Raw genomic sequence first — 21,504 nt, forward strand, 5'->3', positions numbered from 1 at the left:
GCTTCGTTGACACCGTCGATTTTTGGCGGCTATAATTTAGCAGGTACCCATACTTTGTGAATCGAGCAAGGAGTGCCTGACCGCTTCATTGGGGAAGCGGAAGACGGTCCAATGGTTGGAACCACTCGGGCGTATTCCACCAAAATATAGTTATGCGGAGGAATTGCAATGACCACTGCGGGTCTGGAAGATGTTGTCGCGACAACATCGCGAATTTGCGATCTTGATGGAGAACTTGGGAAATTAACCTATTATGGCGTAGATATTCACGATTTGGCGCAACATTCCAGTTTTGAGGAGACGGCATACCTGCTCTGGCACGGTAAATTGCCCACGCAGGCGCAACTCGCGGAGACTGAGAGTGCGCTACATAGTAGCCGGGCTTTGCCGGGTCGCCTCATAGATCTGATGCACTTACTCCCCCCTTCTATGTCCCCGATGAATGTGCTACGCACTGTCATTTCCGCCCTGGTTGCCTTCGACTCCGACCCGAGCGACACATCCGCACCCGCCAACGAGCGACGCGCGATTCGTTTGACCGCCGTTCTACCAACGATTGTCATGGCCTGGAACCGTATTCGCGAGGGGCTTGCGCCCGTTGAGCCGCTTGACAACGGATCGCATGCCGCGAACATCCTCTATCAGCTTACAGGAAAGCTGCCAGACGAGTATACCGCTCACGCTCTGGATATCGCCTTGATCCTGCATGCCGACCACGAATTGAATGCCTCCACCTTTGCCGCGCGCGTCACTGCCGGTACCAAAGCGGATATGTATGCTTCGGTCGTCTCTGCGCTGAGCGCGCTCTCTGGCCCTCTACATGGCGGAGCGAACGAACAAGTGATACGTATGCTGCATAAGATGAACGATATCAGCAAAGTTGAGCCTTACCTGGAGGACGCACTGGCTCGTAAGGAGCGTATCATGGGCTTTGGGCACCGGGTTTATCGTACGGAGGACCCGCGAGCAACGCACCTGCGCGCCATGTCAAAGGAGTTAGGTGAGCGAACAGGAGATTCACGCTGGTATGAGATGTCACAGGTTACAGAAGCGTACATCAAAGAGCATAAGCACCTGAATGCCAACGTTGACTTTTATTCCGCCTCGGTCTATTACATGATGGGTATTCCGATTGACCTGGATACACCCATCTTTGCCTCTAGTCGGATCGCGGGCTGGACGGCACACATCCTTGAGCAATATGCCAATAATCGCCTGATCCGTCCCCGTGCCGAGTATGTGGGGCAGAAGGTTACCGAGTACACGCCAATTGATGAGCGGGGGTAAAACATGAATAGCCAGAAGGGCGTATATAGTCGAGCTATAGCTCGACTATATACGCCCTTCTGGCTATATTCTGGGTGATTGGGGTGAATATGAATAGCGAGCAAATCGAAAAAAATTTAGCCTTATTGGCCCAAAAGATGGGTGAGCTTGGTATCACAGGTACAATTCTTCTCCTTGGAGGAGCGGTGATGGTGGCGATAGTGAAAAACCGCCCATCTACTCGTGATATAGACATTGTTGTGGCGACCAATGATGCCCAACAGTATCGTGCTATCAAACGCGCAATATCTCTCGTGGCACAGGAAAACCGCTTACCAGACGAATGGATGAACGATGATGTTACGCTTATTGTTGACCAGATTCGTCATCCCCAGAAGCCGACTATATGGCGTGATTTTGGGAACCTGGTTGTATATGTTCCCGAATTAGAGTATATCCTTGCTTTGAAATTGTTCGCTGCCCGCCCCAGGATGACCGGGATGTTCAAGCTCTTTTAGCCCAAGTTAATATTGATTCTCGCGCTCAGGCCTGGCAAATTGTGAAATCCTATATCCCACAGATGCAACTTAGCAGACGTATCAATGAAACAGAAAGGGCAATTAACCGTTGTTTCAAACAATGAGATGCCATTGTTAGTAATTAATTTCAATCATCTAATAAAACCAGTGTAAGGGATTGTCTCCCTGTGAACCGTTGTATAATAAAAGTGTATATTTGAGTATGAATGTGAGAGCGTTAGAAAAGGCATATCCAGGAGCGAGGCTTTATAAATGACATCTTCGGCCCTTCCTTATCCCATTCATCCCATTGCTGATGTAGTTGGGTGCATTGATGAGGGTGAAGACCCCTGGCTCGCTCTGGGGGATTTTCTGCATGATTGGTGGTGCTACGCGGTTGAGAAGCGCCGCGAGCTGATTATGGAGCCACCCGCTGTAGCCGTGACGCTAGAGGGTAGGCGCTGGGCGGCTTTATGTGCCGCAGTCGTCGAGGAACTGTGTAGGAGAACGGCCTTTCCTTGCCCTGAGTGGATTAATGAGCAAGATTACTTTCTCGCGCAACCCTGGTATTATTACCCCGACCAGGCTGAGCGTGCCTGGTTGCTTTCCACAACGCCGGAACCGTTTAAGCGCCGTAATGTGTTTGTCGGCGGCACTGTGCTTGATAACAAATATGAGCTGAAGCAGATGTTTGATATTACCCCTATACAGAGACGGAATGTCTGGACTCCGCAAGAGCATTGATGATCGGGGCCTTCTCCAACGTTTGTACATTCATGCAACTATTCACTCCCATCCTTTCCATAACAATCTTTCAAAATCTTTCTTTTGTATTACATCAGGCGTTGGAGGTCTTGTTTGAGGCTGGCGTAGTTTTGGTAGCGGACGTGTGGTTCTTCGGCAAGGGCGCGACTGAGCAGGAGCTCAAATTCGGGCGAGATATTGGGGTTGAGCATACGGACGGGCGGATAGGTGGGATAGTGGGGTGGCGCGACGTTGGTGACGGCATGATGGATGCTGGCTGCCAGAGTATAGATACAGGTGCGCTGGTCGTAGGGTTTATCTTGAATGGGTAGATAGGGTGAGATGATGAGTTTGCGCGTTGTGCGTTTGCCGTGAACGACGCGTGTGCCGCTGCTCACGGGAGGCGGCGGCACCTGGAAGCCTGTCAGGTGGACACGGTTGCGCAGGCGCTCAATGATGATGTTAGCGGGTGTGATATCGTAGTGACGAACGATTGGCTTCTGTTGTTCCAGGGCGATCAGGATGTTGAGTACGGCAAGCATATAGCCGCGTGCCTCCGCCTCGGGAATGGGGCGCAAGAATTTGAGTAAGCGTTCTTCGATGCTCTCGCCGTCGATATAGGAGAACACAAGATAGTAGTGGCGTCCCTCAGCGAAGCGGTCCAGTACGCGGGGTACGAGTGGATGGCGCAGGCGTGCAAGGGATTCAGTCGCGTGCTCATAGTAAGCGACCTCTTTGGCACGTTGGGTCAGGGGGGAATCACAGCACTCCCAGCGTTTGAGTACGACGCGCTGACCGCGCTGCTTCTCATCGATAGCGATAGCCACCATGACGCTTGAGTCCTCCTCCTGTTTGAGGACATGGGCGATAGAGTAACGTCCCTGACGCAGAGTCACGCCTACCAGGGGGCTACGCGCAACCATAGCCGATGGAATAACCAGGCGTCCGCAGGTGGTGCAGCAGCGCTGCCCGAAACGCACAGGCGTCTCACAGTATGGACAGCGGCGGTTATCGTCAGTCGCGCCGCAGAAGGAGCAGCGCACGGCCCCACTGCGATTCTGTTGTCCGCAGCGCTGGCAGACGTAGCGCTGTAAGGCGATTTCGACAGCGTGTGTATAGCTCTTGGCGAACTCACTGATGCTGTTATAGCGCTGGTGATAGTCCTTGGCGAGGGCGCGCTGAAGGACCGCGCTGACCTCGACGGGGATACGCCCGTTCCACTGTTGCGGTGGTGGTGGCTGTTGACCAGCGTGTGCGTGCCACATATCCTCAAGGCGTTGATGGACAAAGGGAGTGCGCCCGGTCAGGAGTTCATAGCAGCAGATCGCCAGGGCGTACTGGTCAGAATCGCGGCGTGGGTTACCCTGCCATTGCTCCAGAGGCATATAAGCAGCCGTTCCGGTAATCTCACCCAGCGAAGCATGAGTTTGCATGCCTAGATAGAAGGTTGTGCCGAAGTCCGCGAGCAGGATTTGGCCGTTGCGCCCGATGAGTAGATTGCCGGGTTTGACATCCTGATGGACGAGGCCGTTGTTATGGACGTATTGGAGTGCCGAGGCTATCTGCTGGATATAGGGGACCAGTTCTTCAGCGAAGGCAAGGCGACGCGTGCCATTGTCGCGGCGGAAAAGATCAAGGATTGTTTGTGGCGCGTACTCAGTGACCAGATAGGGACGCGCGTTCTGCTCAAGCTGACCGAAATTGTAGACGGGCAAGATATTGGGATGATGCATAGAGGCAATGCGTCGAGCCTCTTGAAAGAAGCTTGTCTGAGCCTTGGCGGTAAACTGGTCAAGGCGGAGGACCTTCAGAGCCAGGACGCGACTGAGGGGAGCCGGTTCGCGAACTTTATAGACCTGTCCATAGCTGCCAGCGCCAACAAAGGCCATAACTTCGTATGCGCCGATATGCGCTCCCTGAACCAGGAAGTCGCATTGGCGGCAGCAAGCTATGTTGTCGGGGTTAACGTGGCTCCCGCGGGGATTTAGACACTGAGCCAAAGGTCTTTCCTACCTCTTCTCTACACGCCATAAAAAGCATTTGCCAACGCCGCCACATTGTCCCACATCAGGCTGAGTTGGTGTGGCGCGATGTCTGAGCCTCTCAGGCGGCTGTGCTCAGGCAAATGAAAGGCATGCTACCAAAAAGTTATTGGAACTCCTTTTGCGCCACCGGGAGCGCGGAAGAGTTACGAGCATCTTTTCTCTCTATCCTTATGTACGCCATTAAGGGGTCCGGGTTGCGCCCTGCCGATGGCGGGTACTTCTGTATTGTACGCACGCGAGGGGAAAGTGAGCAAGCGGTAAAAATATTCGCCAACACCACCAGAACGGCGGTATTGGCGAATAAAGGGTTTACCATTGGTGTGTTGAGCGACTAGCCCACACTGCCTGACATCTCAAGCTGGATCAGGCGGTTGAGCTCGACCGCGTACTCCATAGGGAGTTCCTTGGTGATGGGCTCGATGAAGCCGTTGACGATGAGCGAATAGGCTTCGGACTCGTCGAGACCACGGCTCATCAGGTAGAAGAGCTGATCCTCACCGACCTTGGAGACGGTTGCCTCATGGCCGATCTCGGTCTGGTTCTCCTCAACGCGGATGGTTGGGTAGGTATCTGTTCGTGCATCCTCATCGAGGAGGAGCGCGTCACAGCGAACGCTGGACTTGGTGTGGTGCGCGCCTGGATTGATACGTACGAGACCGCGATACGACGCGCGCCCGGTACCCTTGGAGACCGACTTCGACAGGATTTGCGAGGTCGTATGGGGAGCAAGGTGCGTAATCTTCGCGCCCGCGTCCTGGTGCATACCATCATTCGCGAAGGCGACCGAGAGGACGTCACCGCGCGCGCCCGGTTCCATGAGCAGAACGGCGGGATACTTCATTGTCACCTTCGAGCCGAGGTTACCATCGACCCATTCCATCGTCGCGTCGCGGTAAGCAGCCGCGCGCTTGGTCACAAGGTTGTAGACGTTCTTTGACCAGTTCTGGATAGTTGTATAGCGTACGCGAGCGCCTTCCATAGCCTTAATCTCGACCACGGCGCTATGCAGGCTATCGCTGGTATAGCTTGGAGCGGTACATCCTTCAACGTAGTGAACATAGGAGCCAGGAGCGGCGATGATCAGAGTGCGCTCGAACTGGCCCATGTTCTGGGCGTTAATGCGGAAGTACGCCTGAAGAGGAATCTCGACGCGAACATTCTCAGGCACGTAGACGAAGCTACCACCGCTCCAGACCGCGCTATTGAGGGACGCAAACTTATTATCGGAAGGTGGGATGATAGTGCCGAAGTGCTCTTTGACCAGATCGGGATATTCGCGCAGAGCTGTATCCATATCGGTAAAGATAACGCCTAGCTTCTCAAGGTCTTCGCGCATCTTATGGTAAACGGCCTCACTCTCGTACTGAGCGGTGACACCGGCGAGATATTTCTGTTCAGCCTGGGGAATACCGAGGCGGTCAAAGGTTTCTTTGATCTCGGAAGGGATGTCGTCCCAGGTTTTGCCCTGCTGAGGCACGGGCTTAATGTAGTAGTAGATGTCGTCGAAATTGATGCCTGACAGGTCAGCCCCCCAGGTTGGCATCGGGCGCTTCTCAAAGAGATTCAGGCTCTTGAGACGGAAATCTCGCATCCAACTGGGTTCGCCCTTCATTTCGGAGATCTGTTCGACGATCTTCCTGCTAAGCCCTTTTTCAGACTTATATGCGTAATTTTCTGGTACATGGAACCCGGCAGTATAATTGCCCTGCTCCAGTTCAAATGCCTGACTCATAAAAGATTAACTCCACTCGCTGGCTGATGTCTTGTTCTGTATTGGATTGGATCGGTTTGAGAAGCTCAGAGCTTCTGTAATCCTTACTTGGCTACTCGGATTTTCTTTGGTATTATATGTCTTTTTAGTATGCCTGTCAAGATTTGCAGGCACTCGCAGGTGTCTCGCCTGGCTTCTATACCTGATCTAGAGCCCTGGATGAATCGTGGAAGTAGCCCAGGGGATATGGTACCAAGTTCGTTCTCTGTGCGCAATAGGTTAAGTTCATTGTGGGTCTGATTCCGCCTGACTGTCAGATATATATAACCTTATTCGGCAAGTTCTTTGTAAAGTACCAGGGAAACATTGCTTGACAGAAGGTGCATGAAATTGCTATTATGTAGCTTATCCGAATGGAGTTTATTACTCCAGGTACGCGCCCGTAGTTCAGTGGATAGAACACCGACCTTCTAAGTCGGCTGTCGCAGGTTCGAATCCTGCCGGGCGCGTTTTTTTTATGCCTGTTTATTAACCTGCATATAGTATCATCTTCTTATCCTCAATGAAATTATTTTTCCTCTCTTGTCATATTTTTTCATAGCTAATGTGGTGCACTTAGTCTTGCTTGTTGTCGTAAAAGCTTACTTTTTGTGAGGCGTAAAGTTAGTTGCATCATGCTATACTATAGTATGCCTTATGTGAAAACCGATGCCACCTGAACGGTGGCTAGCGCTGCGCGCTCAGGTTTTCTAATACCGAATATGTCAATATAGCGTTCTTGCAGCTGTATAGCGGACTTCTCGGTTCGTGTACTCTCCCAATCTAGTGTCGGTGACCCTTGTGGTAATTCTGGGGTCACATGGAGACTGTTCATTACTCTTCGTAGTGCGTTTCGCAACAGATTTGTCGCTGTTTGCGGCAATGACTGAGAGAAGGGGTGAGATATGGCAGAGCATAGTGTATCGGTGACTGTGCAGGCTCCGCTCCATCAGGTATATGAACTGTTTACCCATTTCCATGACTTTCCCAAGTATATGCGCTTCGTCAAAGAAGTGACCTATTATGATGATCAGCGAAGTCATTGGGTCATGCAGCTATTAGGACGCTTTGAGTGGGATGTTGTGAACGAGGATTGGATACCGGACAAGCAGATAGGATGGCGCTCCACGCGAGGACTGAAGAATAGCGGGCGAGTCAAATTTCATGCTTTGAGTCCACGCCGTACGGAGGTTGGGGTTTATATCTATTATATGCCGCCTTCCGGTGCGTTGGGGAAGATTGGCGAGAGCCTGGGCGTTAATAGCTATGTCGACACGGCTTTGAAGACTGAGCTTATTCATTTCGCGCGTATGGTTGAGGAGACGCCGGAGGGCGAGATGGACCCTATGCAGTCTCACTATCTCTTTCACAAAGACAGCTCCTATGCGCGTCGCGATGTGACAGAGCGCCAGCGTAAGGCGATGGCGCAAGATCCTATGATGTCTCCAGAAGCGCTTGCTGAGCGTGAAAAGCGAGTGACGCAGGTTAAGGAAGAGCGCCAGCGCCGGTTGATGCAGGCAGGAGAGCAGGCTCGTTTGCGACAGGAGCGGGAGCAGAAGGCAAGAGTAGAGCTATTACAACGTCTGGAGGAAGAGCGCCAGAATCGCTTGCAAGCCATGGGCGAGGAGATCAGCAATGAGCCTCTGGAGTCTTATCCGCCCCATCCGGTTTATGATACCCTTGGTGGGCGGCATGCTGGTCTAGATCGTACTAATTTTGGCGACAAGGATTCGCTGCGTCCACGCTATCCCTGGTATACACAGGACCCAATGATGTCGCGTCTGCCACAGAAGGAGAAGGATGCGACGCGGAAGTCTGTTGAGGAGCTGTACGAGGAATCACCCTGGCTGACCATGATTCGGGGAAACCGCGACATATGTGTGCTTAGTGACACTCCAGAAGTGGGAGGAGAGGCTAACCCTGGTACTTCCTCGTCCTGATGGGCAAAAAGGCATTCTGTAAAGCAAGCCAGTTTCACTAGAGACATGGTAGGTGCATGTGTAACCTACCATGTCTCTTTTTTGTTGTTGCGTGAAGGTCTTATGCGTGGGGGCACGGCGTGCTCAGGGAGTCGAAAAAGGAAGAAATCCTGGAGGAGTTAAGAAGTTTCGCGAAACTTCCGCTATTGGTAGCGCGTGATAAGAAGTACCGCTATCTCAGAAGCGACCAAGCATAACAGAAAGTGGAGAGCGTCAGACCAGGGTAGGGATAGAACGAACCTGATTGGCGCGTTCATGTAGTGAGGAAGGACACGTTATGGCAGAACATCATGTTTCAGTAACCATACAAGCCCCTGTGGAGCAGGTATACACGTTGTTTACGCATTTCAACGACTTTCCTAAATTTATGCGCTTCATTAAAGAGGTTACATACTATGACGAGCAGCGTAGTCATTGGGTAGCTGAGGTTGGTGGAAGCGCCTATGAATGGGACGCGCTCAATGAAGATTGGATTACAGATAAGCAAGTGGGTTGGCGCTCGGTAGAAGGTCTGGAGAATTCGGGTCGAGTCAAGTTTGAACCGGTAGGACCTGAGCGAACGATGGTGAATGTGTTTATCAGTTACACGCCACCAGCGGGTATTCTGGGCGCGGTAGCAGAGAGGTTGGGGATAGATTCGCGCTTCCAGGCGGCCCTTGAGGAGGATATGCAGCACTTCGCCCGTATGGTTGAAGAGGCGCCGCCAAGAGCGCTTGATCCGATGTCTTCTCACTATCTTTTCCACGCAGGGAGTGCCGTAGGGCGTGGAGCCGCGACCACGCGCCAGCAAGAGGCTATGCAGCAGGACCCACGTATGTCCGAGGAGAGCCTGCGGCAGCGAGAAGCGACAATCGCACAAGAGAAAGAGGCGCTTGAGAGCCAGGAGCGGAGCCGTGTAGAGCAGGATCGCCAATATCAGGAACAGTTAGAGATAGCCAGAACAGAGCAAGAGGCTCTTCTAGAGGAGCAGCGTCGCCGTGACGAGGTGGAAAGCGCACAGAAGAAGGGTGGGGAAGCATCTCCGCGTATCCTTGACCCGGTCTATGACACCATTGGAGGACGCAATGCCGCGATGGCAAACACGGCTTTTGGTGATATGGACGCGCGTGGCGAGCGTTTTCCTAATTATCATACAAGTCCGATGCGTGCGCGTGCTATTAACACGGAAGAGAGAGGCACACAAATGCCAGTTGAAAAGGATGAAGAATCGTCGCCCTGGGAGAGCCAGATTCACGGTCGGCCTTTTCCAACTGAAGAGGAGGAACGACTTTCCCCGGAGGGGAAATAAGATTATGCATTTGGAGTATCATCTGTAGAAACATGCTGCTCAGTCTGGAGTGGCAATGTGAAGCAGAAAGTCGAGCCTTCTCCTTGCTTACTGGCGACGCCAACCTGACCACCGTGACGTTCGACGATGATACGGCAGATGTGAAGTCCCAGTCCCAAGCCAACACCAGAGCCACTCTGCACGCTGATATTGGGCACGCGATAGAAGCGTTGCCAGAGGCGAGCTTGTTCCTCTTCTGATATACCGGGACCACGATCCTGAACCGTCACCCTGGCGGTTATGTCGTTGACGACCAGGCGAACTATGACTGGTTCCTCAGCAGCAGAATACTTTAAGGCGTTGGTCAGATAATTTGTGATGACCTGACCAACGCGGTCGGGATCGGCATAGATAGAGGTCTTTTGCGTAGTAATATTCAGTTCTAGATTGATAAGGCGTTGTGGGGAAGCTGCGCGCTGGTCTTCAACGACTTCATGGAGCAGGGCAACGAGATCACAGTCCTGGAAGTGAAGCTCGAAGCGATTGGCCTGGATACGTGATACGTCGAGGAGATCACCTACGAGGCGATTCTGGACACGTACCTGACGCTCGGCGCGACTGAGTAGCTCATGGAGCAGATCGCGCTTATTGGTAAAGTCCTCGGGGATATCTTCTGGGCGGAAGGCATTGAGGCGGCGTTTGGCTAGTTGAATATTGCCATTGATAGTGGTCAGAGGTGTGCGTAGCTCATGGCTCGCGATGCTCAAGAACTCGTCCATGCGCTGACTGGCATCTTGCAGTTTTGTGATCTCCTCATGCGCGTTCGCGAGTTTATTTTCCAAGTTTGTGTACTCACCATGCAGGCTTTGTAGTTCGTGTTCAAGAACGCGCCGCTCTTCCTGCCCCTCCAGGAGAGTTCGCTGCTGCTCTTGCTGGATGTGCTCCAGTTCGGAGATACGTGCTTGAAGCGCGTCTATCTTTTGTTGTATATATTGTTCTGCCTGGACTGAACCTTCCAAATGGTTCTACTCCTTTGTGTGCTGGTGAGAAGCGCCTTGAGCGTGTTTAATGGATCGCGTAGAAGCAAAATGATACACACCAGACTCTGTAGTCTTCGACGAATCAGGGGCCTCCTGTCCGTCGCAATGTCGTTGTCGCGGCTGTGCGCTTAAGTGTTCGGTAGGTTGTATTAAGAAGCCTATTTAAAGTTATAGCACGTCCATTATACCATCTATGGGCGAGTTTGCTAGCACATTCACCCATAATGGCAGTGCTTTGCAGTTCTGGTAGCCAGGAGTGCTGTTCTCGCTTATGGTGTTCAAAGGGGAAAAGGATGTTGAGCATTGCTCCAGGCTGAAGCAGTGCGCCAGCATATAGGGCTGGCGCTAAATCTTTTGTGCGTTGTTGCAGGGGTGTATGCGGAGTTTAATGTTGTTGTGCAGTCATGGTTTGATAGCGTTGCTCGACCAGTTGGAGGAAGGCTACTCCTGACGCGATGACAGTGAGCGCGCCCTCTGTGGTATGTTTCTGGGTGAAATAGTGTATAGCGTGGGTGTGAAAGTCACGAATGGCGCGTCCAATCTCGTCATCCTCTGGTAATTGGGAGATGACCTGATCTTTGGGGAGCGACCAGATGGTGAAAGGGCGACCTGTCTGAACGGAGCGATAGCTATAGAGTGTGGGCCAGACATCGGTGCAGAGGAAGCGCGTAGCGCGCTCAAGCTTGCCAGAGCCATGATGTAGCAGGTCTCCAGAGACGTTGATGATTCCCCGGCGAGCGCGCTGGAGTGTTTCATGGCATTTCGCGAGTGTCTCCGCCTCGGTCTGCTCACGCGTGGGGATGTTTCCCGCCAGCATATGGTAGGTACCAGGGATTGGGAGTGACCAGTCAGTGGGGCGATTGCCGCGTGGTCCAGGGGTCAGCACCATTGTCTGGATATAGCTGAAAGGCGTGGGATCGATACACGCCAGATCGCGCTGGATGGCCTGACCTATCTCCAAGGGGAGTTCGCCATAAGGGGTGAGGGCCTCATCACGCAAGAAGAGTTTGAGATCGATGTCGCTGCATCCCGGAATATAACCGCCCTTATAGGCTGAACCGTGAATGCCCAGGCCGATAAACCAGGGGTATGTGTGCTTGTAGTAGACTTTGGCAGCTTCCAGGGCGATGGGCTGAACCAGAGGGTCAAGTGGGGAAATATCGAACATGGAACGCTAAAATCCTTTCTACGCAAAAACGCGAACTCCTCGCGTGGGAGCCTATTGTACTATAGTCCCGAGGCATCTCGCCATGGCTAAAATAGGCGTTGCTTCCGCTTCTCAGGGGGCGCGAGGGAATAGATAAGCAGAGGCTCTGACCCGGAAGTTCTATGACGGAGTGACCGTTCTGGTACAATACGGCGGAGGGCGCGTACATGCGTTGCCTCTTGTGTCTTATGAGAGAAAGGACTGACCTGTTATGAGCACTGTGTCATCCGGGGTGGCGGTTGGATCACCCGAGCAGGTACAATTCATTGTTGATGAACTCTATCGCCTCTATCCAAAGGCGCGCTATGAGCTAGATTTCACAACTCCCCTGGAGTTATTTATTGCCACACAACTCGCGGCCCAATGTACCGATGAGCGCGTCAACGCTGTAACCAAGGACCTCTTTAAGAAGTATCGCAGCGCAGCCGATTACGCAGGCGCGAATCCTGAGGAGTTGGAGCAAGATGTTAAGCCTACTGGCTTCTATCGCAAGAAGGCTGCACAGTTGCGCGCCTCCTGCCAGTACTTGCTAGATCATCATAACGGAGAAGTTCCCAATACAATGCAAGAACTGGTACGCGTGCCGGGTGTTGCGCGCAAGACTGCCAATGTTATTCTGGGCAATGCCTTTGGCATCGTTGATGGCTTCATTGTGGATACCCATGTGGACAGATTGTCGAAGCGTTTTGGTTGGACGAAGCAGAACGATATTGTCAAGATTGAGCGCGATCTGATGGCCCTGGTTCCGCGTGAGCACTGGTTAGAGGCTGCGCACCGTATCATCTATCATGGGCGAGCCGTCTGCAACGCGCGTAAGCCTTTGTGTGGAAATTGCACCCTGGCGAGCTATTGCCCTTCCGTAGTCACTGAGTAGTGGCTAGAAAGTTCATATAAGATAAATAAAAAGAGCCCGACAGGCCAATGATCTGTCGGGCTCTCGTGTGGGCGAATAGGAAGCGGGTATATAGGACGTCGAAACGTCGGAATTGGAACTTATGTTCCATTCGTTCAGTATACCAGGATATGTAGTGACCTACAATAGCCCGAATGGGGTGGCTAGGGATCGATTAGAGCGAAGGACAGATCGATTGAGCAGCGAACCAGACGTGAGCTGAAGCGCCTTGTATGTATGGGTGGTTCAAACCTTCTGAATGCCGTTATAGGATATTATCGCGGATGTCCTTGATGGTGTTCAGGTCGATCCAGTAGCGGAGTTTGCGTATAGATGAACCTTCGACGGTGCTGGCATTCTCGAACTGACCGCCATTGGCCTCAATGATTTTTTTCGAGCCGATATTCCCCTCGTCGCATGTGACGAGCGCGCGCTGCAAACCAAGCTTGCGCGCTTCATCGAGGCCCAGACGCAACATGCGCTTGCCGTAGCCCTGGCAGCGTCTGGAAGGTCGAATCTCGTAGCCTATATGACCGCCAACCTTGAGTAAAAACGCGTTTAGTTCGTGGCGTAGCGCGAGGCGACCAATAAACTCCTGTCCCTCGATGAGCCAGAAGTCGGTGCTTGGGACAGCGTCGGGAGAGAGGTTGCGTCGATCTTTCTGAGCCTCCAAACGAGCCAGAAAGGTCACAAAGTCGGCATTGAGGCGGTTTACATCCTTGTCCATGTGGCGGCCCTCGCGCTGGAATTCGCGGATAGCCTCAAGATATTGTTGTTTGTACTCCATCGAAGGTTTAATTAAGCGGAGCATAGGACGATATCCCTTCTGTTCTTGCTCTCTGGATAGCTCCTTATTTGGGAACCTGAGCGCGTTCGAGTTGATACGGAAAAACCTCGCAACCTTAGCGGTGGCTAGAGCTAACCCCTAGGTGGGGCGTAGTGTGTCCAGGTTTTTGCGTAAGAAGTGCGCGCTAGCTACGACAGTGGCATGATTTTCATATAAAATCTGGGTGTCAGGGTTGTGCAGTCAAGTATACCGCTTTTGGGGGACTTTGAGTAGGGGGAGATATACATACGCATGAGAGGCTGTTGACCCACTATGCGTATGTATAGATGAGTTTCACGTTTTAGATCTCGAAGGCAGAGCGAACTTCGCGGTATAAGAAGAAGTACGCGATGATGAGAATGGGTGGCAGGCAGTTGATGGCGAAGGCGATGACAGTATACACATTGAGGTACCAGAGCACGACATTCTGGACCAGGAGGATGATCTCTAAGGCTACGGTAAACCAGAAGGCCCAGCGCTTGAGCGTCCACAGCCCGTAGGTCAGGCCGAAGGATATCGCGCTGAGGATGATAGAGACGACACCTAATGTAAGCAGGAGGGCTGCTATGTGATTGGGGAGGCGACCTATATCTTTACTGACACTGACGAAATTGAGCATAGCACCTGTCAGAGCCATGAAACCCGATAGGGCGAGGAAGATGGCGACGATGCTGATGCCTATAGGTCGTCTACGAGGTATAGTTGTCATTTCACTCATGAATTATCCCTCCTGTGTATATACAATCGGCGGTGATACATCCTTATTGTGAAATTGTTGTATTTATTTGTTTTTTGGGACTCCTCGCCACCTGTGGTGGCTCGCTTGGGTTAAAGGGTGTGGTGGTGGAGGCGCGAATGCGCCTCCACCACCACACCCTTTAACCCGGCTAAGCTCCGGTTGAAGGTGCTTAGAGAGAAGCAGGGTTGTAATTCTGGACGCTCCCTGACCCGGCTAAGCTCTGGTTGAGGGGCAGGGCAGGTTGATTGAGCTATGAGCACTGCGCAGGCTGAAGCTCTGCGCCTACATATGCCAAGTTGTACAATGCTTGCATTTTAGTAGAGTTGTGAGTGCTATGCAGGCTGAAGCTCTGCGCCTACATATACAGAGTCTAAGCCTTCTGAGCTCTGTGAGGCTTACATGTGCAAGGTTGTAGCTCTTCTGTGCTTAGTATAAACCTCATGCAAATATATGTGGCGTGTAGATATGGGGTTTAGGTGTAAGAAATGTGCGGTTAGGTCTGCTATAAGCTGACCCAACCGCACATTTCTTATTTCACTTCTTCGGTGATCTGGCCGTCGTTGATATTGAGGACACGGTCAGCAGCCTTGTAGAGGACAGCGTCATGGGTTGCGATAAGCATGCCTATGTGTTCCTCATGCGCGATAGAACGGAGCAAGTGGATGATATCACGCCCGGTGAGGGAGTCCAGGTTGCCGGTTGGTTCGTCCGCGATAATAAAGCGGGGTTTGTGAACCAGGGCGCGTGCCAGCGCCACGCGTTGTTGCTCTCCGCCGGAGAGTTCCATGCCCCGGTGATGAGCGCGTTTGCCCAGGCCGACGTGCGCGAGGGCTTGTTGAGCCATTTCGGTACGCTTGCGACTGGGGACACGTGCCAGACGCAGGGGAATTTCGACGTTCTCCTGCGCGGTGAGAGAGGGAAAGAGATGAGCGTTCTGGAACATCATGCCCACGCTTTCGCGGCGGAGTCGAGCGCGTTCAGTTTCGCTCATAGAGGATAGCTTCTGGTCTAGCACAAAGACTTCTCCACTGGTGGGATTGTCCAGGCCGATCAGGATGTTGAGCAGCGTCGTCTTGCCGGAGCCAGAGCGCCCGCGTAGGGCTACGAATTCGCCTGGAAGTACGCGCAGGTCGATGCCACGCAAAGCATGGACTATGCCTCCGCCCGAGGGGTAATCACGGGTCACTGCGCGCGTCTCAACGATGGTCTTTACTGGTGCATGGGTCTGTTGGGTGGTGAGTATCTCGGGTTCCATTAGTGGCTCTCTCCCTTCGAGGCTGATGTCTGGGTTTGATCGCCTGTGCCATTATTGCCGTTGTTCTCTATCTGAAGCGGCCAGAGCTCAACATGGTCATCGGTAATGCGGATTTCGGCGCGCCCGTTAAATGGGAGACGCTCAATGGCTTCTTTGGGGAGTTGGAGGCGGCCAGCGCGGTCGATCAGGACCGATTCGCGATGGGTGCGTGTGGAGAGGCCGATAATAGCACTGGCCTCTTGCATATGTTCGTGAAGTTCCTCAAGCTCGGCTTCGCGGCGTACCGTCTCAGTACTAGTGCGACCATCACGGATGGCGATGGTACGGTCGACATTAGCGGCAAGGGCCGCGTCATGAGTCACGGTAATGATGGTCAGGCCAAGGCGCTGATTCAGGTCGCGCAGTAGATCATAGATTTCGTGGGCTGTCACTGAATCAAGTTCGCCAGTTGGCTCGTCGGCTAGAAGGATCTGGGGCGAATTGGCGAGGGCCACGGCGATAGCGCAGCGCTGTTGCTCACCGCCGGAAAGCTGATCTGGTCGCTTATTGAATTTATCGTTGAGTCCAACTAATTCTAGAAGTTCATGGGCACGCTTATCGCGCTCTGAGGTTTTCACCCCGCTGAGCATTTGGGGGAGTGCGACATTGGCCCCCGCCGTGAGTTCTGGCAATAGATTACGTCCACTCTGCTGCCAGACCTGTCCGACGACATAGCGCCGATAGTTCAGGCGTTGCGCCGACGTCAGGCGGGTCAGGTCATTATTCGCAACGCGGCAGCCTCCGGCACTTGGCATGTCGAGGCCGCTCAATATGTTGAGCAAAGTGCTTTTACCAGAGCCAGATGCTCCCACAATGGCGATCATCTCGCCGGGCGCAACCTCCAGATCGAGGCCCTGGAGGGCGACGACTTCGAGGTCCGCAACCTTATATATTTTGACCAGATTATCACATGTAACAATCGATTCCGGCATGTTAACTCCTATTGGGATGGCGAGCGTATGAAACCTCTTGCGAGAGGTGGCTAATCTTCATTCAAGCGTAGAGCCTGGCCCATTGAAGGCTTGGAAACGACACGGATCATCATAGCAAGCGCGATGATGCAGATAAGAATCAGTACTATGAGCGCGAATAGCAATTCTGACGAGAAGACTAGCCTGGTTGGAAGCAGGCTTTGGAGCGCGTAGAAGGTGGTGCTATCGAGCGTACTAGCGGCGGTTGGCGGAATACTGGTAACCGTGAGTGAAGGAACTACGGTCGTTGCCAGAAGCGCGCCAAAGGCCAGCCCTAGAATAAGCGAAGCCAGATATATGATGGCCTGTTCCCAGGTAAGCACGCTGGCAACCTGCGCGGGCGACGTTCCAAGCGCGCGCAAGACCGCGAAACTGGTCAGACGCGCGCGGGCGCTGATCCAGGAGGAAAGAAGGCTTCCAATGATAGCGAGCAGAAGCGCGGTTGTCGCGCCAATTACCAGGACCCCGATCAGGTTCAGGTAAAGCGGATCATTTTCCATTGCAGCAAAGATCGCGCGCCGGTCAACCATAGTTCCCAGGCGTAGCGGCGAGTTCGCGAGTGTAGTGCGGAAGCGCAAGAGCATCTGCTCATCGTTGCTGGTCTTGAGCCAAGCATGGTTAGGTGGTAGATCTACCTCCTGCTGTTTCGCTGACTGATAGGCCGAATTGAAGGCCTCATAGCTTGTCAGAATGCCACCCTGAGCCTGGATCTGGCCGTTAGCTGTATCCGAAGCGTTATCGACAATAGTGGGGATGTGCTCAACCATACCCAGCACGCGAATTTTGTATGACTGGTTGTCAATGCTGACGCTAAAGGTTGACCCCGGCTGGAGTTGTAGCGTATTCCATACCACAGCGTCAACGAAGGCAGGTACTGTGCCTGACTGATTGGCACTCTTTAGTTGCCGCATGAGCTCTGGTAGCGCCAGCGTGGAACTCTGAGCGGGCCAGGATGCGGTCGAGGCGAACGAGGCGGGATCAACAGCCTCAAGCTGAATGGTCACTGTTGGAGAAACACCATCGGTCGCGCCTTTTGTGACGTACCCTGTCGAGGCAGAGAGGACACCAGGAAGCTGACTATAGCGTTGCTGCCAGTTTTGAGGTGTAAGCGGTGTCTTTGAGATCGTTGACACGGCTGGTAAGGTCCCGCTGAAGTCGGCTCCTGCCTGGTATTCCGCCAGATCATGCGTGCGCTGAGATTGGGTGGCGGTAAAGACCAGAGTAAAGATCGCGAAGGCGGTCGCCAGCGAGAGCAGCATTGTCATGCGGAGCGCTTGACGGGGTGAGCGTGCCATCTGCGCCAGGGCCAGCATTGTTGCCGCGCCGCTGCTCCGGCTTGCCAGGCGAGACCCCAGGGTTAGCAGGTGAGGGAAGACTCGAAGAAAGAGCAGCATACAGGCAATTAGCAGGAAGACTGGCGCAATTAGTGAGAGCGGCGATGAGACCAGGGTCTGGGTCTGGATATCGAGTAGCCCACTATTGCGAATGTTTGTCACATACAGCGAGACAAAGTAGCCAACCAGGGCGATAAGCGCGGCCACGACATCGAGATAGAGTCGCTGCCAGATGGGTCGCCGCCGGGTGCGCGCAGCCTCGCGACGAACCGAGAGCACATCCATACCAGTTGCGCGATTGAGTGTCAGGAGGAGAGCCACAATCGCGATCAGCATGGCGAGGAGGGCATAGGGCATCTCAGCGCTTAGAGCCTGAAGTGGTGCGCTGGTGATCTGGTCGAGCGCGTTCTGGTCAGTGACGGGGAGTAAGGTATGAGCGAGTAGATTGACCAGGGGGAGCGCCAGTAGCGCGCCAGCGATTAGAGCCAGCACACTTATCAGGATACCTTGGAGGGCCAGCGAGCCGAAGACCTGACGCGAACTGGCTCCCCGACTGCGAAGCGTCGCGATAGCGTCGGCCTGTCTATCGACGAGCAACTCCGACATCATGCTCACGAAGATCAAGATCAGGGCAATGATCTGTAATGAGAGTATAAGAATTGGGATATTAGAGATCGCGATACGGTTGCGGAACTGAGTCAGTAGCCCCTGGTTGCTGCTGGTATCGACCAGAGGGCCAGTAAGTGTGACATGCCTGAAATAAGGATAAGGAGAGAGAGCTGTAGCGGTGGGAGAGAGCCCACCATACTTGTTCGCGATCCCTGTCTGCATCTGGCTGACCTGCTCGCTAAATTCGTCGAGATTATTCATTGACACAGAGGAGGGATTGAGGTAGTACGTCCAGCGTAGAGTGAGCGGCGAGCTAGTAATCGTGCCCTTCCCGTGAGTCAGTTGCGCGACGCGATCAAAGGTCGCGTAGAGCCCATTATCACTTACCAGCCCGTCGTAGTAGTGCCATTCGCCAGCTTTTCTTGGTTGGAAGCTATCGCCGTTCCAGAAGCGGTCGGTAGGCGATGAGGGATTGAAGATGCCAACCAGGCGCAGGTTGATGGTAGTGGTTTGCGCGCTTTGAGTCTGGGGGTCGACGACGTAGTTAAGTTGCAACGTAATGGCATCCCCGACCTTCACACGCATATCATGCGCACTCGCGCTCGTCAGGAGTAGCTCTAGCTCATTGCTTTGCGCGTTGGGAAGTCTGCCCTCAACCAGTGAGATATGCTCGCCCAACTGCCGTGGTGTGGAAGCGAAGAGTTGTAACTGATCGCCAGAGTGTTGGGGTGTGGGTGTGAGAATGCCCATACCTGGCACCTGGAGCGTTGATTGGAGCTGATTACTGAGATAGGGATGTAAACGCTGCTGTATCAGTGGATCAATCTGATTATGCACATCACGGATGAGCTGAGTCGAGAGGCCCTGAATACTGGTATCAATGAGTAACTCGCGATTGGTGGGTGAGGCATTAAGCGTGCCGCGCAGACCCGCCGTGTCGGTCACCGTTGAGAGTAGTGGAACCGTACACATAATTACAATCGCAGCCATGATGCCCAGTCCGGTGAGCAAGAGCAGAGAGCCACTTTGCCGCCAGCGCCAACGCGCCAGCGTGGCGACCGTCGCGAAGGAGGCGCGGGGCCTCCTGTTTGTGAGCGACGGTTGTCTCTGAGTCTGTGTTGTACTGGTTGCCATGATATATCCTTTTATGGGCGCTAAGGTCTTTACGAGAACCAACGCCACTTAAACGAAGGAATAAGTAAATTAGTCCTGATTGAGTCGTAGCACCTGCCCCATAGAAGGGCGTGAGACGGTGCGAACCATCAGCCCAAGAGCCACAAAGAAGACGATTGCAAGGACTACGAAGGCCACAATCAGCGTAGGTGGGAAGACGGGCTGTACCGAGATGATCTGCTGGAGCGCGTAGAAATCCGCGTTTGAGAGTGTACTTAGGATGCCAGTATTTGGTAGGCCACTGAAGACCAAATTGGGTACCAGCGTCAATGAGAGTAGCACTCCAGCGAGCAGGCCTAGTAGAATGCCCACGCTATAGATCAGACTTTGTTCCCAACCAAGCACACTGGCAACCTGTCCAGGCGATGTGCCCAGGGCACGCAGCACAGCAAAATTCGTCAAGCGTGGTCGCACGCTCAAGAGTGACGCGAGCAGATCACCAACAATCGCCAGTATGAGCGCGACGACAGTTCCAATAGAGAGTATACCCAGTAGATTCAGGCTCAGAGGATCGGTGCGCAGATTATCGAGGATCGCGCGCCGATCAAAGATGGTCTGATCGTACCTGCTGCCCAGGGCTATGCGGAGAGCGCTACGGGTATTGGCGAGCGTTGTAGCGTCGTTGGTTGTGCGCATCCAGAACTGGTTCAGGATTAGTGGCTTGGAGCCTGACGTAAAGCCGATTGACTGTTCACTTTTCTGATAGGCCTTCAGATAGGTCTGGAAGTCAACCAGTACCCCGGCGGAAGGTGGGACCTCGCCTTCCAGGCTACCCTGAGTGCTATCGTTGATGGTTGGGATGTGCTCAACCTTGCCCAATACCACGCATGGAAGCTCAGCGATATCCAGATTAGAGACCGAGATAGTGAAGGTCGAGCCCACATGCAGGTTAAGCTTATCCCAGGCGAGTTGGTCTACGTAGGCCGGAATCGCATCGGTAGACGACGAGCGGCGTGCGCGCAACTGACTCATCATCGACGTCAATTGTGGTTGATCGGGCCAGTACGCGGTAGAGCCAAAAGTATCGGCGTCAACGGCCCGAACCTGGAAGAGTATACTTGGGCCATTGCCATCGGCGGCTTTGGTCGCACCAGAACCAGAGAAACCCGCGCTAAAAGCTGTGATACCCGGTACATTCCCCAATTCTTGCCGCGCCTCCTGAGGAGTGGGGCTATAGGTACCATTACCGGGTAGTGGTCCGCTAAAGTCGGCCCCCGTTTCGTAGCTAGCGAGGCTTCTGGCGTGCTCATTCTGAGTAGTGGTAAAGACGCTCGTAAAGATAGTGAAGGCCAGAGCCAGAGCCAGCAGAAGGATCATGCGTGTACTTTGTCCAGGCGAGCGGGAGATCTGAGCCAGGGCCAGCATTGAGGCCGCACCACGCCCCTGACCTGCCAGGCGTGCAGCCAGATTGAGGAGCAGAGGATAGAAGCGGAAGAAGAGCAAGACCGCTGCGATAATCAGGAAGAGTGGAGCAGCCAGAGAGAGTGGCGTCGCTAAAAGCGATTTAGTGCGGACGTCAAGCAGATTATTCAGGCCACCCAGGTAAAGAGAGACAGCGAAGCCGCAGAGCGCGACGAGCGCAGCCACTATGTCCAGATGTAAGCGCTGGACCAAACCACGGCGTGTCGCACGTGAGGATTCGCGCCTTGTCATAAGGACATCCATATTCGCGGTTTCGCGTAGTGAGAGGGCCAGGACCAGCATGGAAACCAGGGCTACAATCAGGGCATAGGGCGTAATGAGCTTTAGCATCTCAATAGGGCGCTGAGTTAGCACCAGGAGGGAGTTCATGTCGGAGGTGAGAAGTTGGCTCTGTGCCAGGAAGTAAGCCGCGACCGCTGCCAGCAGCG

17 protein-coding genes and 1 tRNA gene are annotated in these 21,504 nt (G+C 53.5%); 8 read left to right on the forward strand and 10 right to left on the reverse strand.

Going from position 1 to position 21,504, the window contains the following annotated elements; genetic code table 11:
• Window positions 1-168: 168 nt before the first annotated feature.
• From K3T82_RS14800 to K3T82_RS14810, 3 genes are all read left to right on the forward strand, one after another.
• Window positions 169-1,287, forward strand: a complete 1,119-nt coding sequence (locus tag K3T82_RS14800; protein WP_220194210.1) for a citrate synthase — start codon at window positions 169-171, stop codon at window positions 1,285-1,287.
• Between the two features lie 89 nt (window positions 1,288-1,376).
• Window positions 1,377-1,784 carry a hypothetical protein gene (locus K3T82_RS14805; protein ID WP_220194211.1) on the forward strand — a complete coding sequence of 136 codons (408 nt, stop codon included), beginning with the start codon at window positions 1,377-1,379 and terminating at the stop codon, window positions 1,782-1,784.
• Between the two features lie 273 nt (window positions 1,785-2,057).
• Entirely contained in the window at window positions 2,058-2,528 is a 471-nt protein-coding gene (locus K3T82_RS14810; RefSeq protein ID WP_220194212.1) for a hypothetical protein, read from the forward strand.
• Between the two features lie 89 nt (window positions 2,529-2,617).
• Here K3T82_RS14810 and K3T82_RS14815 read toward each other — a convergent pair whose 3' ends face one another.
• Window positions 2,618-4,528: a protein kinase domain-containing protein gene (locus K3T82_RS14815; protein ID WP_220194213.1), complete on the reverse strand. Its 1,911-nt coding sequence runs from the start codon at window positions 4,526-4,528 to the stop codon at window positions 2,618-2,620.
• A 134-nt stretch (window positions 4,529-4,662) separates the two neighbouring features.
• Here K3T82_RS14815 and K3T82_RS14820 point away from each other — a divergent pair, with 134 nt between their 5' ends.
• Window positions 4,663-4,908: a hypothetical protein gene (locus K3T82_RS14820; protein WP_220194214.1), complete on the forward strand. Its 246-nt coding sequence runs from the start codon at window positions 4,663-4,665 to the stop codon at window positions 4,906-4,908.
• Here the strand turns inward: K3T82_RS14820 and sufB are convergent.
• Window positions 4,905-6,305: a Fe-S cluster assembly protein SufB gene (gene sufB / locus K3T82_RS14825; protein WP_220194215.1), complete on the reverse strand. Its 1,401-nt coding sequence runs from the start codon at window positions 6,303-6,305 to the stop codon at window positions 4,905-4,907. The two genes, K3T82_RS14820 and sufB, sit on opposite strands and share 4 nt — an antisense overlap.
• A gap of 415 nt (window positions 6,306-6,720) precedes the next feature.
• Here sufB and K3T82_RS14830 point away from each other — a divergent pair.
• From K3T82_RS14830 to K3T82_RS14840, 3 genes are all read left to right on the forward strand, one after another.
• Window positions 6,721-6,793 (forward strand) — tRNA-Arg (locus tag K3T82_RS14830).
• Between the two features lie 435 nt (window positions 6,794-7,228).
• Window positions 7,229-8,263, forward strand: a complete 1,035-nt coding sequence (locus K3T82_RS14835) for an SRPBCC family protein (protein WP_220194216.1) — start codon at window positions 7,229-7,231, stop codon at window positions 8,261-8,263.
• A gap of 316 nt (window positions 8,264-8,579) precedes the next feature.
• Complete coding sequence (locus tag K3T82_RS14840; RefSeq protein ID WP_220194217.1) at window positions 8,580-9,590, forward strand: SRPBCC family protein; 1,011 nt, start codon at window positions 8,580-8,582, stop codon at window positions 9,588-9,590.
• 2 nt (window positions 9,591-9,592) lie between these two features.
• Here the strand turns inward: K3T82_RS14840 and K3T82_RS14845 are convergent, their stop codons facing one another.
• Together K3T82_RS14845 and K3T82_RS14850 are read right to left on the reverse strand one after the other, a co-directional pair.
• A complete protein-coding gene (locus K3T82_RS14845; RefSeq protein ID WP_220194218.1) occupies window positions 9,593-10,588 on the reverse strand; it encodes a sensor histidine kinase in 996 nt (331 codons plus the stop codon).
• A 406-nt stretch (window positions 10,589-10,994) separates the two neighbouring features.
• Complete coding sequence (locus K3T82_RS14850) at window positions 10,995-11,777, reverse strand: hypothetical protein (protein ID WP_220194219.1); 783 nt, start codon at window positions 11,775-11,777, stop codon at window positions 10,995-10,997.
• 250 nt (window positions 11,778-12,027) lie between these two features.
• Here K3T82_RS14850 and nth point away from each other — a divergent pair, with 250 nt between their 5' ends.
• Complete coding sequence (nth, locus tag K3T82_RS14855) at window positions 12,028-12,690, forward strand: endonuclease III (RefSeq protein ID WP_220194220.1); 663 nt, start codon at window positions 12,028-12,030, stop codon at window positions 12,688-12,690.
• A gap of 283 nt (window positions 12,691-12,973) precedes the next feature.
• Here the strand turns inward: nth and K3T82_RS14860 are convergent, their stop codons facing one another.
• The 6 genes from K3T82_RS14860 to K3T82_RS14885 all read right to left on the reverse strand — a co-directional run bounded on the left by K3T82_RS14860 (window position 12,974) and on the right by K3T82_RS14885 (window position 21,430).
• Window positions 12,974-13,519: a GNAT family N-acetyltransferase gene (locus tag K3T82_RS14860; protein WP_220194221.1), complete on the reverse strand. Its 546-nt coding sequence runs from the start codon at window positions 13,517-13,519 to the stop codon at window positions 12,974-12,976.
• A gap of 316 nt (window positions 13,520-13,835) precedes the next feature.
• Window positions 13,836-14,252 (reverse strand): hypothetical protein, encoded by a 417-nt coding sequence (locus tag K3T82_RS14865; RefSeq protein ID WP_220194222.1) that lies wholly within the window; start codon window positions 14,250-14,252, stop codon window positions 13,836-13,838.
• A 550-nt stretch (window positions 14,253-14,802) separates the two neighbouring features.
• The gene (locus K3T82_RS14870; RefSeq protein WP_220194223.1) at window positions 14,803-15,528 is read right to left on the reverse strand and encodes an ABC transporter ATP-binding protein; all 726 of its coding nucleotides are present in this window, start codon (window positions 15,526-15,528) and stop codon (window positions 14,803-14,805) included.
• Window positions 15,528-16,499, reverse strand: a complete 972-nt coding sequence (locus tag K3T82_RS14875) for an ABC transporter ATP-binding protein (protein ID WP_220194224.1) — start codon at window positions 16,497-16,499, stop codon at window positions 15,528-15,530. The genes K3T82_RS14870 and K3T82_RS14875 overlap by 1 nt, the downstream gene beginning before the upstream one ends.
• 50 nt (window positions 16,500-16,549) lie before the next feature.
• Window positions 16,550-19,615 (reverse strand): FtsX-like permease family protein, encoded by a 3,066-nt coding sequence (locus K3T82_RS14880; RefSeq protein ID WP_220194225.1) that lies wholly within the window; start codon window positions 19,613-19,615, stop codon window positions 16,550-16,552.
• A 69-nt stretch (window positions 19,616-19,684) separates the two neighbouring features.
• On the reverse strand, window positions 19,685-21,430 hold the full coding sequence (locus K3T82_RS14885) for an FtsX-like permease family protein (protein ID WP_220194226.1): 1,746 nt from the start codon (window positions 21,428-21,430) through the stop codon (window positions 19,685-19,687).
• Between the last annotated feature and the right edge of the window lie 74 nt (window positions 21,431-21,504).

This window comes from Ktedonospora formicarum (genome assembly GCF_016587355.1).
In the GTDB taxonomy this organism is placed as follows: Bacteria; Chloroflexota; Ktedonobacteria; order Ktedonobacterales; family Ktedonobacteraceae; genus Ktedonobacter; species Ktedonobacter formicarum.

Coding starts and splice junctions, on each gene's coding strand:
- K3T82_RS14810 (WP_220194212.1), top strand. CDS start 2,058: ATGACATCTTCGGCCCTTCCTTATCCCATTCATCCCATTGCTGATGTA.
- nth (WP_220194220.1), top strand. CDS start 12,028: ATGAGCACTGTGTCATCCGGGGTGGCGGTTGGATCACCCGAGCAGGTA.
- sufB (WP_220194215.1), bottom strand. CDS start 6,305: ATGAGTCAGGCATTTGAACTGGAGCAGGGCAATTATACTGCCGGGTTC.
- K3T82_RS14805 (WP_220194211.1), top strand. CDS start 1,377: ATGAATAGCGAGCAAATCGAAAAAAATTTAGCCTTATTGGCCCAAAAG.
- K3T82_RS14800 (WP_220194210.1), top strand. CDS start 169: ATGACCACTGCGGGTCTGGAAGATGTTGTCGCGACAACATCGCGAATT.
- K3T82_RS14880 (WP_220194225.1), bottom strand. CDS start 19,615: ATGGCAACCAGTACAACACAGACTCAGAGACAACCGTCGCTCACAAAC.
- K3T82_RS14840 (WP_220194217.1), top strand. CDS start 8,580: ATGGCAGAACATCATGTTTCAGTAACCATACAAGCCCCTGTGGAGCAG.
- K3T82_RS14870 (WP_220194223.1), bottom strand. CDS start 15,528: ATGGAACCCGAGATACTCACCACCCAACAGACCCATGCACCAGTAAAG.
- K3T82_RS14865 (WP_220194222.1), bottom strand. CDS start 14,252: ATGAGTGAAATGACAACTATACCTCGTAGACGACCTATAGGCATCAGC.
- K3T82_RS14820 (WP_220194214.1), top strand. CDS start 4,663: ATGCTACCAAAAAGTTATTGGAACTCCTTTTGCGCCACCGGGAGCGCG.
- K3T82_RS14850 (WP_220194219.1), bottom strand. CDS start 11,777: ATGTTCGATATTTCCCCACTTGACCCTCTGGTTCAGCCCATCGCCCTG.
- K3T82_RS14835 (WP_220194216.1), top strand. CDS start 7,229: ATGGCAGAGCATAGTGTATCGGTGACTGTGCAGGCTCCGCTCCATCAG.
- K3T82_RS14860 (WP_220194221.1), bottom strand. CDS start 13,519: ATGCTCCGCTTAATTAAACCTTCGATGGAGTACAAACAACAATATCTT.
- K3T82_RS14875 (WP_220194224.1), bottom strand. CDS start 16,499: ATGCCGGAATCGATTGTTACATGTGATAATCTGGTCAAAATATATAAG.